14 protein-coding genes are annotated in these 13,114 nt (G+C 63.7%); 4 read left to right on the top strand and 10 right to left on the bottom strand.

Annotated elements, in window-relative coordinates; all coding sequences use genetic code 11:
• Window positions 1-128: 128 nt before the first annotated feature.
• Together ISM_RS08905 and ISM_RS08900 are read left to right on the top strand one after the other, a co-directional pair.
• On the top strand, window positions 129-467 hold the full coding sequence (locus tag ISM_RS08905) for a P-II family nitrogen regulator (RefSeq protein WP_009813815.1): 339 nt from the start codon (window positions 129-131) through the stop codon (window positions 465-467).
• Between the two features lie 23 nt (window positions 468-490).
• On the top strand, window positions 491-1,816 hold the full coding sequence (locus ISM_RS08900; protein WP_009813814.1) for an ammonium transporter: 1,326 nt from the start codon (window positions 491-493) through the stop codon (window positions 1,814-1,816).
• A gap of 1,071 nt (window positions 1,817-2,887) precedes the next feature.
• Here ISM_RS08900 and ISM_RS08895 read toward each other — a convergent pair.
• On the bottom strand, window positions 2,888-3,268 hold the full coding sequence (locus tag ISM_RS08895; RefSeq protein ID WP_009813813.1) for a rhodanese-like domain-containing protein: 381 nt from the start codon (window positions 3,266-3,268) through the stop codon (window positions 2,888-2,890).
• 111 nt (window positions 3,269-3,379) lie between these two features.
• Here ISM_RS08895 and mutL point away from each other — a divergent pair, with 111 nt between their 5' ends.
• Together mutL and ISM_RS08885 are read left to right on the top strand one after the other, a co-directional pair.
• Window positions 3,380-5,290 (top strand): DNA mismatch repair endonuclease MutL, encoded by a 1,911-nt coding sequence (gene mutL, locus ISM_RS08890; RefSeq protein WP_009813812.1) that lies wholly within the window; start codon window positions 3,380-3,382, stop codon window positions 5,288-5,290.
• The gene (locus tag ISM_RS08885; RefSeq protein ID WP_009813811.1) at window positions 5,287-6,483 is read left to right on the top strand and encodes a DNA recombination protein RmuC; all 1,197 of its coding nucleotides are present in this window, start codon (window positions 5,287-5,289) and stop codon (window positions 6,481-6,483) included. Before mutL ends, ISM_RS08885 begins: the two co-directional genes overlap by 4 nt.
• Window positions 6,484-6,504: 21 nt before the next feature.
• Here ISM_RS08885 and ISM_RS08880 read toward each other — a convergent pair whose 3' ends face one another.
• From ISM_RS08880 to ISM_RS08840, 9 genes are all read right to left on the bottom strand, one after another.
• The gene (locus ISM_RS08880; RefSeq protein ID WP_009813810.1) at window positions 6,505-6,885 is read right to left on the bottom strand and encodes a hypothetical protein; all 381 of its coding nucleotides are present in this window, start codon (window positions 6,883-6,885) and stop codon (window positions 6,505-6,507) included.
• Between the two features lie 10 nt (window positions 6,886-6,895).
• Window positions 6,896-7,666, bottom strand: a complete 771-nt coding sequence (locus ISM_RS08875) for a DUF6478 family protein (protein WP_050754128.1) — start codon at window positions 7,664-7,666, stop codon at window positions 6,896-6,898.
• A 63-nt stretch (window positions 7,667-7,729) separates the two neighbouring features.
• Window positions 7,730-8,503: a hypothetical protein gene (locus tag ISM_RS08870; RefSeq protein ID WP_198011659.1), complete on the bottom strand. Its 774-nt coding sequence runs from the start codon at window positions 8,501-8,503 to the stop codon at window positions 7,730-7,732.
• Window positions 8,484-10,211 carry a dihydroxy-acid dehydratase gene (gene ilvD / locus ISM_RS08865; protein WP_009813807.1) on the bottom strand — a complete coding sequence of 576 codons (1,728 nt, stop codon included), beginning with the start codon at window positions 10,209-10,211 and terminating at the stop codon, window positions 8,484-8,486. The genes ISM_RS08870 and ilvD overlap by 20 nt, the downstream gene beginning before the upstream one ends.
• 136 nt (window positions 10,212-10,347) lie before the next feature.
• Entirely contained in the window at window positions 10,348-10,905 is a 558-nt protein-coding gene (locus ISM_RS08860) for a F0F1 ATP synthase subunit B (RefSeq protein WP_009813806.1), read from the bottom strand.
• Window positions 10,906-10,909: 4 nt separating this feature from the next.
• Window positions 10,910-11,485: a F0F1 ATP synthase subunit B' gene (locus ISM_RS08855; protein WP_040617977.1), complete on the bottom strand. Its 576-nt coding sequence runs from the start codon at window positions 11,483-11,485 to the stop codon at window positions 10,910-10,912.
• Window positions 11,486-11,578: 93 nt separating this feature from the next.
• Complete coding sequence (locus ISM_RS08850) at window positions 11,579-11,815, bottom strand: F0F1 ATP synthase subunit C (protein WP_008227326.1); 237 nt, start codon at window positions 11,813-11,815, stop codon at window positions 11,579-11,581.
• Between the two features lie 82 nt (window positions 11,816-11,897).
• On the bottom strand, window positions 11,898-12,695 hold the full coding sequence (locus ISM_RS08845) for a F0F1 ATP synthase subunit A (RefSeq protein ID WP_040617976.1): 798 nt from the start codon (window positions 12,693-12,695) through the stop codon (window positions 11,898-11,900).
• Window positions 12,696-12,699: 4 nt separating this feature from the next.
• Window positions 12,700-13,047 (bottom strand): AtpZ/AtpI family protein, encoded by a 348-nt coding sequence (locus ISM_RS08840; protein WP_009813803.1) that lies wholly within the window; start codon window positions 13,045-13,047, stop codon window positions 12,700-12,702.
• Window positions 13,048-13,114 lie beyond the last annotated feature (67 nt).

Genomic DNA, 13,114 nt, shown 5'->3' with positions numbered 1-13,114 from the left:
CGAGCGCCCTAACAGCCAGATTTTTGCGGCTTCAGACTTCACGACAGCCCTTCTGCCCATTTTTCTGCCTCTGCACAACATTTGCCAAGAATGCCTGCCCCGCAGGCGGCTCATAAAGGGGAAGAGTTTTGAAACTCATCATAGCCACTATCAAACCGTTCAAACTGGACGAAGTGCGCGAGGCGCTGACCGGGGTCGGCGTGACGGGCATGTCCGTGACCGAGATCAAGGGCTTCGGCAACCAGTCGGGCCATACCGAAATCTATCGCGGCGCGGAATATTCAGTGAACTACGTGCCGAAAATCCGGCTGGAAATCGCCGTCTCGGACGCGCTCGCCGACGAGGTCATCCAAACCATCGCCAAGACCGCCCGCACCGGCAAGATCGGGGATGGCAAGATTTTCGCCCTCGACCTGCAACAGGCCATGCGCGTGCGCACCGGCGATCTGAACGACGACGCGCTGTAACGCGCGCAATAGGGAACGGACCCATGACACATCTGACCAAATTCGCACTCCCGGCGGCCCTCGTGCTGCTGCCGACGCTGGCCTCGGCCCAGGAGGCCGACACCACGCCGCTCAATGAAGATATCGGCTTCATCTTCACCACCTTCATGTTCCTCGTTTCGGGCTTTCTCGTCTTCTTCATGGCCGCCGGTTTCGCCATGCTCGAAGCAGGGCTCGTGCGCGGCAAGAACGTGACCATGCAGCTCACCAAGAACATGGCGCTCTTCTCGCTGGCGTCGATCTTCTACTATGTGCTCGGCTATAACCTGATGTACCCGGGCGACGGCTGGTCCATCGACGGGCTGCTCGGCGCGTTCTCGATCACCAGCCTCGAGCCGGTGGGTCTGGAAGGCGCAGAGCCCGATCTGACCTATGCCTCGGTCGGTTCGGACTTCTTCTTTCAGCTGATGTTCTGTGCCGCCACCGCCTCGATCGTGTCGGGCGCGCTGGCCGAACGGATCAAGCTGTGGCCCTTCCTCGCCTTCACCATCGTGCTCACCGCCGTGATCTACCCGATCCAGGCGAGCTGGAAATGGGGCGGCGGCTTCCTCGATGCGGCTGGTTTCCAGGATTTCGCAGGCTCGACCGTGGTGCATTCGGTCGGTGGCTGGGCAGCGCTCGTCGGGGCCATCATCCTCGGCCCGCGCATCGGCAAATACGCCAAAGACGGTCGCGTGACCCCCTTCCCGGGCTCCAACCTCGCCCTGGCCACGCTCGGCACGTTCATCCTGTGGCTCGGCTGGTTCGGCTTCAATGGCGGCTCGCAGCTCTACATGGACACCGCTGGCAACGTGGCTGACATCAGCCGGATCTTCTCGAACACCAACACCGCCGCCGCTGCGGGGGCCGTGGCCGCGCTGATCCTGACCCAGCTGATGTACAACAAGCCCGACCTGACGATGATCCTCAACGGCGCCCTCGCAGGCCTCGTGTCGATCACCGCCGAACCGCTGGCGCCCTCGCTCATCGAGGCCACGCTGATCGGTGCCGTCGGGGGTGTGATCGTGGTCTTCACCGTGCCGCTGCTCGACAAGCTCAAGATCGACGACGTGGTCGGCGCCATCCCGGTGCACCTCTTCGCCGGCATCTGGGGCACCATCGCCGTCGCCTTCACCAACTCGGACGCCAATATCCTGACGCAGCTCTATGCCATCGTCGTGGTCGGTGTCTTCGTGAGCGCCGCCTCCGCCGTGGTCTGGCTGCTGCTCAAGGCGATCATGGGTCTGCGGGTCGATGAAGAGGCCGAGATCAACGGTCTCGACACCACCGAGCTCGGCATGGAAGCCTATCCCGAGTTCACCCGCAGCTAAGCCTGCCCTCTCCCAACCCCCCAAACCGTCCCGGCATCCCCGGGGCGGTTTTTTTGTGGAAGGTGAGCGTCTCGCGCTGGCTTCGTCTTGCGACGATCCTTTCGAGCCAAAACAGACCAACGGCTCTCGGTCAGTCGTCCAGCAGCCCCGAAGCTCAGCCGCAGGTCCAGCAGCCCCAAAGCTCAGCCGCAGGTCCACAGGCCAATAGCATCTGGCCTCGCAGCCGAAGGCCAAAAGCACCCGAGCACCCGCAGGCCAATACCACCTGACCTCACAGCCGAAGGCCAACAGCACGCAGCATCGCGCCCGCGGGCCAACAGCCCCCGGCCTCGAACCCGCAGGCCAATAGCACCCGAGCATCCGGCCGCACGCCCGAAGGCCAACAGTATCTTACCGTTCGGCCTCGTGTCGTTCGGCCTCACGTCCCAACTGCCTCACTGCCCTTTACCGCACGCCTACCCAGTTGCAGCCGCATGTCGCGCGGAAGAGAAAAGGAGATCAGGAGGGCCAGCCCCAGCTCTAGGGTCACCCCCAAACTTTCCAGCAAAGCAGACCTTCCAGAAAACCGGACCTTCTAAAAAACCAGAGCTTCCAGCCAAGCCGCCAGTTCGCCCGCGCGACCGCCTCGCACATAAAGCGCTCAGCCCGGCACTCAGCCCAGGACGCAATCCATCACTCAGCCCAGCACGCAATCCATCAGGCGACCCAATACGCGACCCAATACGCGATCCGGGCCCCTGTCACCTGCCGACCGATTGACCTGCCAACCAATTGGCCCGCTAACCAGCTCTGCGCCCAAATCGCCCATCCAATCCGCTCAGCACGCTGTCATCCGATCCAATCAAACTCTCCTCTGCAACATCCCTTTAGCCCACAGGCTACGCGATTCGGCCCTTCGCGCCGGCCCGTACGACCAACCTACCGATAAGGTGTTGAAAAACGGTAAAACGCCCGCGCGCGCCGGTCACACACCCGCGCCCACCCGCGAGAAGCCGTAAAACCGCCCTCACCGACACTGCCGCTTTGCCGACGCGTTACCGACGTCTTACCGACATCGCGAAAATCCGCCGCTTAATCCTGGTTAACACGGCTCTGGCCGCCGCTCGGAAAATCCGCCGCGACATGGGGCAGTTTCGCCTCTTTCCACGCGCCGAACCCGCCCTCGAGATGCGCAATCCGCTCGGCCCCGGCAGAGAGCACCTTATGCGCCATTTTCTCCGACCGCATGGCACTGCCGCACATCAGGACGAGGCGCTTTTTCCCCTCTTCCGGCAAGGCCTTAGCGTCGAAATCCGCCATCGGCATGAGCAAAGATCCCGCCACATGGCCGAGCATATATTCGGCCGGGCTGCGCACATCTATGAGCACCGCCTTACGCGCCTCGAGCGCCTCATGAAGCTCCTGCGCGGTCCAGGTTTCCAGCGTTTTACCATCGACAGATTCACGTTTCATTCCGCTCTCCTTTGTGACACATTCGGGCGCTCAACCCCCGGCCTGCACCGCCTGTTCCGCCCCGGCGAATGCATTGGCCGAATCGACGCAACTCATGCTAGGTCTTGTGGCATGGCCGACCCAATCCACCATATCAGCGATACGCGCCCTGTCATCCGACAGCTCGACGATGCCGCGATCAACCGGATCGCCGCCGGTGAAGTGGTCGAACGCCCCGCCTCTGCGGTCAAGGAACTTGTTGAAAACGCATTGGATTCCGGCGCCACCCGGATCGAGATCAGCCAGGCGCAGGGGGGCAAATCGCTCATCCGTGTGACCGACAATGGCTGCGGCATGACACCACAAGATCTGCCCCTCGCCCTGTCTCGCCACGCCACCTCCAAGATCGACGGCAGCGACCTGCTGAACATCCACAGCTTCGGCTTTCGCGGCGAGGCTTTGCCCTCGCTCGGCGCCGTCGGTCGGCTGACGATCCAGTCCCGCGCCGCCGGCCATGACGCGGCAGAAATCACCGTCTCCGGCGGCGATATGAGCGCCCCGCGCCCCACCGCGCTGAGCGCCGGCACCGTGGTCACGCTGCGCGATCTGTTCTACGCCACCCCGGCGCGGCTCAAGTTCATGCGCTCGGACCGGGCCGAGACCCAGGCCATCGCCGATGTGGTCAAACGGCTCGCCATGGCCGAACCCTCGGTGGGCTTTACCCTGCGCGACGTGACCGGCGGCGGCGAGGGGCGGGTCACCTTCCGCGCCGATCCCGAACAGGGCGATCTCTTCGATGCGCTGCACCGCCGTTTGGCCCGGGTGCTGGGCGCGGAATTTGCCGAAAACGCAATCAAGATCGACGCCAGCCGCGAGGCGCTTCGGATGACGGGCTATGCCGCCCTGCCGACCTATTCGCGCGGTGCGGCGGTGGCGCAATATCTCTTTGTGAACGGGCGTCCGGTGCGGGACAAGATGCTCACCGGGGCCTTGCGCGCAGCCTATCACGACCTTCTGTCGCGCGACCGGCACCCCGCCGCCGTGCTCTTTCTGACCTGCGATCCGACCCTCGTCGATGTCAACGTCCACCCGGCCAAATCCGAGGTCCGGTTTCGCGATCCGGCGCTGGCGCGCGGGCTCATCGTTTCCGGCCTGCGTCATGCGCTCGCCGAGGAAGGCCACCGCGCCTCGAGTACCGTCGCCGGGGCGACGCTCGGCGCCTTCCGGCCCGAAGCCACCGCCCCCGGCCAAGCGCCCCGCGTCTATCAGATGGACCGCCCCGGCCCCGCCAGTCGCGCCATGGCCTATCAGGCGCAGGCACCGCTCACTGGCGCGCCGCTCTCGCAGAGCCCCGGCTTTGCCGATCTGCAGGCGGGCTATTCGGCGCGGGTCGAGCCCGATGAGCTCAGCGCGCCCCTGGCGGATCACCCCGGCCACGAGGCGCAAGCTGACGCGCCGCTTTCGGCCCCGCTCGGCGCCGCGCGCGCGCAGATCCACGAGAATTACATCATCGCCCAGACCGAGGACGGGCTGGTGATCGTCGATCAGCACGCCGCCCATGAGCGTCTCGTTTACGAGAAATTAAAGACCCAGCAGGCAGAACGGGGTGTCGCGGCGCAGGCGTTGCTGATCCCCGAAATTGTCGAACTGTCCGACGGCGACCGGGGCGCTTTGCTCGACGCGGCCGAGGATCTTGCCGCGCTCGGCCTCGTGATCGAAGAGTTCGGCGGCTCGGCGGTAGCGGTGCGCGAAGTGCCCGCCATCCTCGGCGCGGTCGATGCGCGGGCCCTGTTGCTCGACGTGCTGGACGAGCTGTCGGACCAAGGCAGCAGCATGACCATACGGGGGCGTATTGATGCGATCCTGTCGCGGGTCGCCTGCCATGGCTCGATCCGCTCTGGCCGCCGGATGCGTGCCGAAGAGATGAACGCCCTGCTGCGCGAGATGGAGGCAACGCCGCATTCCGGCCAGTGCAACCATGGCCGCCCCACCTATGTCAAACTACAACTGGCCGATATTGAACGGCTGTTCGGACGCACATGATCACCCTCGGCGATACCACCTACCCGCTCGACCATCCGCTTGTGCTGGGGCTTCTCGGCTTTGGCGCGGTGCTGCTTTTCATGGTCATCTTGCTCATCATCACGGTGCGCGCCGCCGGGCGCTCGGCCCGGATGGCCGAGCCGATGGTGCACCATATGAACAGCCTTTCCCAACGTGTCCAAGGGCTTAGCGATGGGCAGCATCAGCTTGCCGGCGGGCTCAACCATGTCTCCGAGGCGCAGGCGGCGGCCCAGGCCAACATGCTGCAGCTGATGGAACAGCGGCTCGCACAGGTCTCGGAGCGGATGAATGAGAACCTGCAAGGTTCGGCCCGGCGCACCGCCCAATCGCTCGGCGATCTGCAGCAACGGCTCGCGGTGATCGACAAGGCGCAGGACAATATCACCAAGCTCTCGGGCGATGTTCTGTCGCTGCAGGACATCCTGTCGAACAAGCAGACCCGCGGCGCGTTTGGCGAAATCCAGCTCCACGACATCGTCTCCAAGGCATTGCCCAAGGACAGCTACACGCTGCAACATACGCTATCGAATGGTCGGCGTGCGGATTGCCTCATCCACCTGCCGAACCCGCCGGGCCCGATCTGTATCGACAGCAAATTCCCGCTCGAAGCCTATGAGAAACTGCGCCGCGCCAACACCGATTGGGAGCTCAACGAGGCCGCCAAATTCCTCCGCATCACCCTGCGCAAACATATCAAGGACATCTCCGAGAAATACATTCTCGAGGGCGAGACCGCCGATGGCGCGCTGATGTTCCTGCCCTCCGAGGCGGTCTATGCCGAGCTGCACGCCAACTTCCCCGAACTGGTGCGCGAGGGCTTTGCGGCGCGGGTCTGGATCGTCTCGCCGACGACCTGCATGGCGACGCTGAACACGATGCGCGCCATTCTCAAGGACGCGCGGATGCGCGAACAGGCGGGCGCGATCCGGCGCGAGCTGTCGCTGCTCTTTGCCGATGTCGACCGGCTCTCGACGCGGGTGGAAAATCTCGACCGGCATTTCAGCCAAGCCGCCAAGGATGTCTCGGATATCAAGATTTCCGCCGACAAGGCGGGCCGCCGGGCCAAGCGGCTCGACAATTTCGATTTCGAAGAATTGGCGCCCGATCCAGTTGCGGGCGCGGTGCCCGACCCCGCCGCGCGGGTGGTCAAGCTGCCGGGCGACAAGGGCTAAACGGCCCGCCCGGCCCAGAATTTACCCCGTGGTTTCGAGGCAATGCCGCCGGAACGCGCGTTTCAGCAGGTCGAGCTCTTCGCGCAGAAGCATGACTTCGGCGCGAATGTCATAGCTGAGCGCATCGCCGGAAATCAGGTTGAAACTGTCGAGCGTATCGCCGGTCTTGGCATCATGGATGAGAAAGGTCTGCACCCCGTCCGAGATAAGCTCGGCCGGGATCGGCACCCGCACCACCCAATGCCCCGCCTCGCGGTTCTCGACCACCTCCACATTGGGGATCTCTTCCTGCAGATGGGTCACCTTGACCTGCGGCTGGCTGTTGCCCTCCTGGGCCGAGGTGAGAACGCCTTCCCAGACCCCCTCAAAGAGCCGCGTCTTGGTCAGTGTCAGTTCGCTCATCTCTTGCCTCTCAGAATTCGGCCCGCATGCGGCGGCTAAAGGTCAGATCGCGCAGGATGACCTGGCTCATCTGCGGGTTCTCAAAGATCAGATCGACCCAAGCCCGCTCGATCCGCTTTTCATTCAAGTTGGAATAGGCGAGATCGAACTCGACCATGATCTCATCATCATGCAGCGGCAGTTCGCGCACGATCTGCTCGGTGTTGGGGCCGTGTTTGATGTTGAGCCGGGCAAAGATTTCAAGAGGCCGCTCCATCTCGACGATGGTGCTCATCCGGATGAGATGGGTCTTGCGCAGCCCATCCACCGCCGCATGCGGCATGTCGAGCACCAGCGACAGGAAGGACCCGTCAAAGGCAAACACGTCCATCCGAAGCCCAAAGGGCGCGAGATCCGCCTCGCGGTGATTGCGCAGCTGCCGCAGGCCCAGCTCGGACCGTTCGCAATCATGAAACAATGTGAGCTCCGAGCCGAGCTTGGACCGGCTCTGGACCGACGACATGCCGGCACTTGGCAGCGGGCTGCGCCACAGGTTCGGGCGCCAGGCCCAATCGGTGCCATGCGGTTTCGGAAAAGCGTTCGACCCGATGCTCGGAAGCGCCAGCCGCGTTTCCGAGATCGAGTTCACTTCATTGAGGTAATACAAGTACTTCCGGGCCGCGTTCCGTAAGGATCGCAATTCATTTAGCGGCATCTCCGGGGCGCGGCGGGCGGCCTTGGCCCAGCGCTTTAGCCCTCGTTGCTGCAACAGGTTTTGCCCTAAGGGGCTGCGCAATCGCATCTGCTATGGCCTCGGTACTGCGTTTCCTACTTCTACCCTGTCATAGGCATTGCTGCCAGATGATTAACCCGAATTTGAAAACAATCTATTGAGACCGCCCAAAATACCCTCGGTGCGCGGCGCCGTGGGATGGGTTTTCGGCCCGTTTGACAGCGGCTGCGCGATCGGCGCGGCATCGGGTCGGATGATCCGTGTCGGGCTCTTGTCGCGCAGGATTTCCGCCAGATCGACGATGAGACGCTGGCCCTTCGGCCCGGCCGCCTTGCCACCCCGCGCCGCATAGACGGCGAGGCCGATGACATGGCCGTTGATCTCCATCGCGGCCCGCCAGTGGCGCGGGTCGCCGCCATCGATGCCCTGCGCGCCCCCGGCCCCCAGATGCACCAGCGACACGCCATCGCCGTCGATCCGGTCGAGCACCTTGGCGGGCTGCATCTGCTTGGCGAGCGCCCGCGCATCGGGCGGTGTCGCGTCCTTGCGATAGGGCAGCACCGAAACGGTCATCAGCACCGGCTCGACCGAATGGCCCGGCGTCCCGGTGAGCGCTTCACAGCTCGCCATCAGCACCACATGCCCGCCGCCCCGCTTGCGCAGGCTGGTGGGGTCGATGCAATAGCCCTGCGGTCCCGCGACCACGACCTCGCCATCGAACAGCGCCGCCTGACGCCGCGCCGCCGGGGCTTTGCGCCCCGCGCCGTCGTCGCCAGAGGCTGCGAAACTGTTGCGCCCTGTCCCCGCCTCGCCCGTCGCCAGACAGCCCGCCAGAGGCAGGGCCATCGCGGCCACGAGGGCAAGGCGGCGGATCCCGCCCATCGGGTTAGAGATCCATATAGACATGCTTCTCCGCTTCGGCACCGGGGTGGGTCACAGCGCCCTTGTAGGTCTCGCCCACGAGCTGGGCGTATTTCCACAGCGCGCCGCTGGAATAGATCGTCTCGCGCGGGCCTTTCCAGGCCTCCTTGCGGGCCGTCAGATCCTCATCGCTGAGCGCCACGCTGAGCTCGCCGGTGATCGCGTTGATGGTGATCACATCGCCATCCTGGACCAGGGCAATCGGGCCGCCATGGGCCGATTCCGGTCCGACATGGCCGACGCAGAAGCCACGCGTCGCGCCCGAGAACCGGCCATCGGTGATGAGCGCGACCTTCTTGCCCATGCCCTGCCCCGACAGCGCCGCCGTGGTGGCGAGCATCTCGCGCATGCCCGGACCGCCTGCGGGGCCCTCGTTGCGGATGACGAGAACCTCGCCCTCCTTGTAGCTGCGCGCCTTGACCGCCTCAAAGGCGTCCTCTTCGCATTCAAAAACCCGCGCGGGGCCCGAGAAGACTTGCTCTTCCTCGCTCATACCCGCGACCTTCACGATGGCGCCCTGCGGGGCAAGATTGCCCTTGAGGCCCACGACGCCGCCGGTCTTGGTGATCGGCTTCTCGACGGGATAGATCACCCGGCCATCGGCCTCGCGCTCGACGATGTCGATCTCTTCGCCAATGGTCCGCCCGGTGACGGTCATGCAATCTTCGTGGATGAGCCCCGCCTTGCGCAGCTCCTTCATCACCACCGGCACGCCGCCCGCCTCATAGAGGTCCTTGGCGACATATTGCCCGCCCGGTTTGAGATCGACGAAATAGGGCGTGTCCTTGAAGATCTGGCAGACGTCATCGAGGAAAAACTCGAGCCCCGCCTCATGCGCAATCGCGGGCAGGTGCAGACCGGCATTGGTCGACCCACCGGTACAGGCCACGACCCGCGCGGCATTCTCAAGGCTCTTGAGCGTGACGATGTCGCGCGCCCGGATGTTCTTTTCCAAAAGCGTCATGACCGCCGCACCAGAGGCGGTGCCATATTGATCGCGGCTTTCATAGGGCGCGGGCGCGCCCGCCGAGTTGGGCAGCGCCAGACCGATCGCTTCAGAGACACAGGCCATGGTGTTGGCGGTGAACTGGCCGCCACAGGCCCCGGCCGACGGGCAGGCCACCTTTTCCAGCGCCCGCAGCTCTTCGTCCGAATTGGCCCCTGCCTGATGGCGGCCGACGGCCTCGAACACGTCCTGCACGGTCACGTCACGGCCCTGGAACCGGCCCGGCATGATCGAGCCGCCATAGATGAAGACCGACGGCGTGTTGAGCCGCACCATCGCCATCATCATCCCCGGCAGCGACTTGTCACAGCCCGCCAGACCGACGAGCGCATCATAGCAATGGCCGCGCATGGTGAGCTCGACAGTGTCGGCAATCGCCTCGCGCGACGCGAGCGAGCTGCGCATGCCCTCATGGCCCATGGCGATGCCGTCGGTCACGGTGATGGTGGTAAACTCGCGCGGCGTGCCGCCCGCTTCCTTGACGCCCATCTTGACCGATTGCGCCTGCCGGTTGAGCGAAATGTTGCACGGCGCCGCCTCGTTCCAGCAGGTCGCCACGCCGACCAGAGGCTGATGGATTTCTTCTTCCTGAAGCCCCATCGCATACATGTAGGACCGGTGCGGCGCACGCGCCGGGCCTTCGGTCACATGGCGGCTGGGCAATTTTGCTTTGTCGAATTTGGTCATGGCTGGGCTCCCGGAAAACTCTCGTATCCGCAATATTCGCTTGCGCGCGGCGACACAAGCCACCCGGCCCCCGCCATGCGAAAAAGCCCGCGCTGTCGCACGGGCTTTGTCAGGCTGTTCCGGGCAGTTGCGCGGGTTAGTGGAGCTTGTCGCCCACTTCCGCGATGGCCTCATCGATGAGCTTGTTGCCATCTGCCGCGGTCATCTGCTTGGCGATCACGTCGCGGGCGGCGGCGATTGCCACGGCCACGGCGCGGTCGCGCACTTCCTTGACAGCACCGGCTTCGGCCGAGGCGATCTGTTCTTCGGCGGCCTGCAGACGGCGCGCGATGGTCCCTTTCAGGTCCTCCTTGGCCTTGTCCGCGGCGGCGGCCGCTTCGGCCTTGGCGTGCTCGACGATGCGAGCGGCCTGGTCCTGAACCTCTTTCTGCTTGCGCTCATAAGAGGCGAGCAGCGTCTGCGCCTCTTCCCGCAGGGCCCGGGCCTCGTCGAGATCCGACTTGATGCCTGCGGCGCGCTTGTCCAGCATTTCGCCGATCTTGCCGGGCACTTTGAGTGCCACGATCAGACCCACGAAAAGCAGGAAGGAAATCAGAACGACGAAATTCGTGTTCTTGAGGGACAGAAAAGGCCCGGAGGCAGCCAGCGCAGGGCTGGCGGCAAACAGGGCAAAGAGCGTTGCTGTGATCCGCATGATCTTACCCTTTCATCCGCGCATTGATGGCTGCCGTCACGGTCCGTGCATCGGCCTTGCCGCCCATCGCCGCAACGATTTCCTTGGCAGTGTCCTTGGCAACGGCCTTGACGTTGTCGAGAGCGGTCTCGCGGATTTCCGCGATCTTCTTTTCGCCCTCGGCGGCCTTGGCTGCAATCTGGGCATCGGCCTTGGCCGTCGCCGCATCGAGATCGGCTTGGATCTCGGCCTTGGCTTCGGCCACGATGGCCTGGGCTTCTGCCCGGGCATCCGCCAGCGCCTTCTGATAGGCCTGTTCAGCCTCTTCGGCCTTGACCTTCAGGTCTTCGGCGGCTGCCAGATCATTGGTGATCGTGCCCTGACGTTCGGCCAGAATGGCCTCGATACGCGGCAGAGCCACGCGCGAGAGAACGAAATAGAGCACGACGAGCGTCAGCAGCAGCCAGAAGATCTGGTTGCCCATCCACTCACCACAGAGCTGGGGCATACCAATGGCACCGCCATGGCTGTCAACGCAGACGCCTGCCTCTTCGAGAGAGACCGGGCTCACGTGACCCGTTTGTGTGGCTTCGGTTGCCATGTCGTCGTCCTCCCCGTGGGAAACTTTCCGGTTACAAAGGGTGAAAGGCGCTCAGGCCTTCCACCCCGTCGTAAGGATCAGGTTCCGCTGGGTTTAGACGGCGAACATCAGCAGCAGAGCGACCAGGAACGAGAAGATGCCCAGTGCTTCTGCAAATGCGATGCCGATGAAGAGAGTGGCGGTTTGGCCAGCAGCGGCCGACGGGTTGCGCAGTGCGCCCGCCAGGTAGTTGCCTGCAACATTGCCCACACCAACAGCCGCGCCGCCCATGCCCATGCATGCCAGACCCGCGCCGATGTATGCGCCCATTTGTACGATATCGCCTTCCATTTCGATTCTCCTTACGTTGGAATTGCGTAGTTAGGTTGTCTCGATGCGGCAGGCCTATGCCCGCCCCACCGGTCTTTCGGGCTCAGTGATGCGGGTGAAGCGCATCCTTGAGATAAACACATGTCAGGATGGTGAAGACATAGGCCTGGATGAAGGCCACCAGCACTTCGAGAGCATAGACAGCAGTGATCGCGAGGATCGACAGCGGCGTCACCAGAAGGCCGAGACCGGTCGACAGCAGGATCATCGGGGCAAAGGCCGCGAAGACTTTGATCACCGCGTGGCCCGCCATCATGTTGCCAGCGAGACGAATGGAGTGGCTCACCGGGCGGACGAAGTAGGAAATCACTTCGATCAGCGCCAGAACCGGACGCAGCGGCAGCGGGGCCGAGCTCACCCAGAACAGACCGAGGAAGCCGGCACCGTTTTTGACAAAGCCCATCACCGTCACCGTCAGGAACACTGCCATCGCGAGGATCGCGGTCACGGCAATATGCGAGGTGGGGGTAAAGGCGCCCGGCAGCAGGCCGAGGAAGTTCGCGAAGATGATGAACACGAACAGCGTCATGATATAGGGGAAATAGGGCAGCGCGTCCTTGCCAGCCACATCCTCGACCATCTTGCGGATAAAGCCATAGCAGAGCTCGGCGATCGACTGGATGCGCGACGGGATGACCGAACGACCCGAGGTGCCCAGCACCAGCAGCGCGGTCGCGGCGAGAACCGTCATGACCATCCAGAAGCTGGAGTTGGTAAAGGTGAACGTGCCAACCGCGCCTTCACCGAAGAAGGGCTTTACGATGAACTGGTCCATCGGGTGAAAGACCAAGCCGTCGCTCTTCTCGGCACCAGCTTCCATTCCCAGCGATTCAGACGCCATGCTTTTACCTCTCGTTTGCGTCGGTCTCCGACGCGGTCCCTTCGGCCGTCTCGGCCATTTTCTTGGCCTGGATCTCGCTGGCGCTGCGCATCATCGTTTTGACACCGGCCGCCAGACCCAGAAATGTAAACAGCACCAGGAAGATCGGGATCGTCCCGAACAGGCTGTCCAGCCCGTACCCAATGCCAAAGCCGATCAACAGACCGGCCACAAGCTCTATCACCATCCGCCACGCGAGATGCGCCTGGCTATAGTGCTCCTCGGTATGGGCCTTCTCCTTGACCGGCGTTTTCAGCGCCTTGATCTTGGCATCAAGCTCGGCAAGTCGCTGATGATCGTCGCCGTTCGACACGGTTTGGCCCCCACGTCAGGTTTGCGCCATTGCTATGCGCGGGGGGCGATTGAGTCAAGCGCGGGGA

This window comes from Roseovarius nubinhibens ISM (genome assembly GCF_000152625.1).
Taxonomy (GTDB): domain Bacteria; phylum Pseudomonadota; class Alphaproteobacteria; order Rhodobacterales; family Rhodobacteraceae; genus Roseovarius; species Roseovarius nubinhibens.
The sequence above is the reverse complement of the archived record's forward strand: the minus strand, read 5'-3'. Positions and strand labels throughout refer to the sequence as shown.

What these genes read in the sequence shown, in the direction of transcription:
- ISM_RS08900 (WP_009813814.1), top strand. Translation starts at nt 491, where the DNA reads ATGACACATCTGACCAAATTCGCACTCCCGGCGGCCCTCGTGCTGCTG.
- ISM_RS08895 (WP_009813813.1), bottom strand. Translation starts at nt 3,268, where the DNA reads ATGAAACGTGAATCTGTCGATGGTAAAACGCTGGAAACCTGGACCGCG.
- mutL (WP_009813812.1), top strand. Translation starts at nt 3,380, where the DNA reads ATGGCCGACCCAATCCACCATATCAGCGATACGCGCCCTGTCATCCGA.
- ISM_RS08885 (WP_009813811.1), top strand. Translation starts at nt 5,287, where the DNA reads ATGATCACCCTCGGCGATACCACCTACCCGCTCGACCATCCGCTTGTG.
- ISM_RS08880 (WP_009813810.1), bottom strand. Translation starts at nt 6,885, where the DNA reads ATGAGCGAACTGACACTGACCAAGACGCGGCTCTTTGAGGGGGTCTGG.
- ISM_RS08875 (WP_050754128.1), bottom strand. Translation starts at nt 7,666, where the DNA reads ATGCGATTGCGCAGCCCCTTAGGGCAAAACCTGTTGCAGCAACGAGGG.
- ISM_RS08870 (WP_198011659.1), bottom strand. Translation starts at nt 8,503, where the DNA reads ATGTCTATATGGATCTCTAACCCGATGGGCGGGATCCGCCGCCTTGCC.
- ilvD (WP_009813807.1), bottom strand. Translation starts at nt 10,211, where the DNA reads ATGACCAAATTCGACAAAGCAAAATTGCCCAGCCGCCATGTGACCGAA.
- ISM_RS08860 (WP_009813806.1), bottom strand. Translation starts at nt 10,905, where the DNA reads ATGCGGATCACAGCAACGCTCTTTGCCCTGTTTGCCGCCAGCCCTGCG.
- ISM_RS08855 (WP_040617977.1), bottom strand. Translation starts at nt 11,485, where the DNA reads ATGGCAACCGAAGCCACACAAACGGGTCACGTGAGCCCGGTCTCTCTC.
- ISM_RS08850 (WP_008227326.1), bottom strand. Translation starts at nt 11,815, where the DNA reads ATGGAAGGCGATATCGTACAAATGGGCGCATACATCGGCGCGGGTCTG.
- ISM_RS08845 (WP_040617976.1), bottom strand. Translation starts at nt 12,695, where the DNA reads ATGGCGTCTGAATCGCTGGGAATGGAAGCTGGTGCCGAGAAGAGCGAC.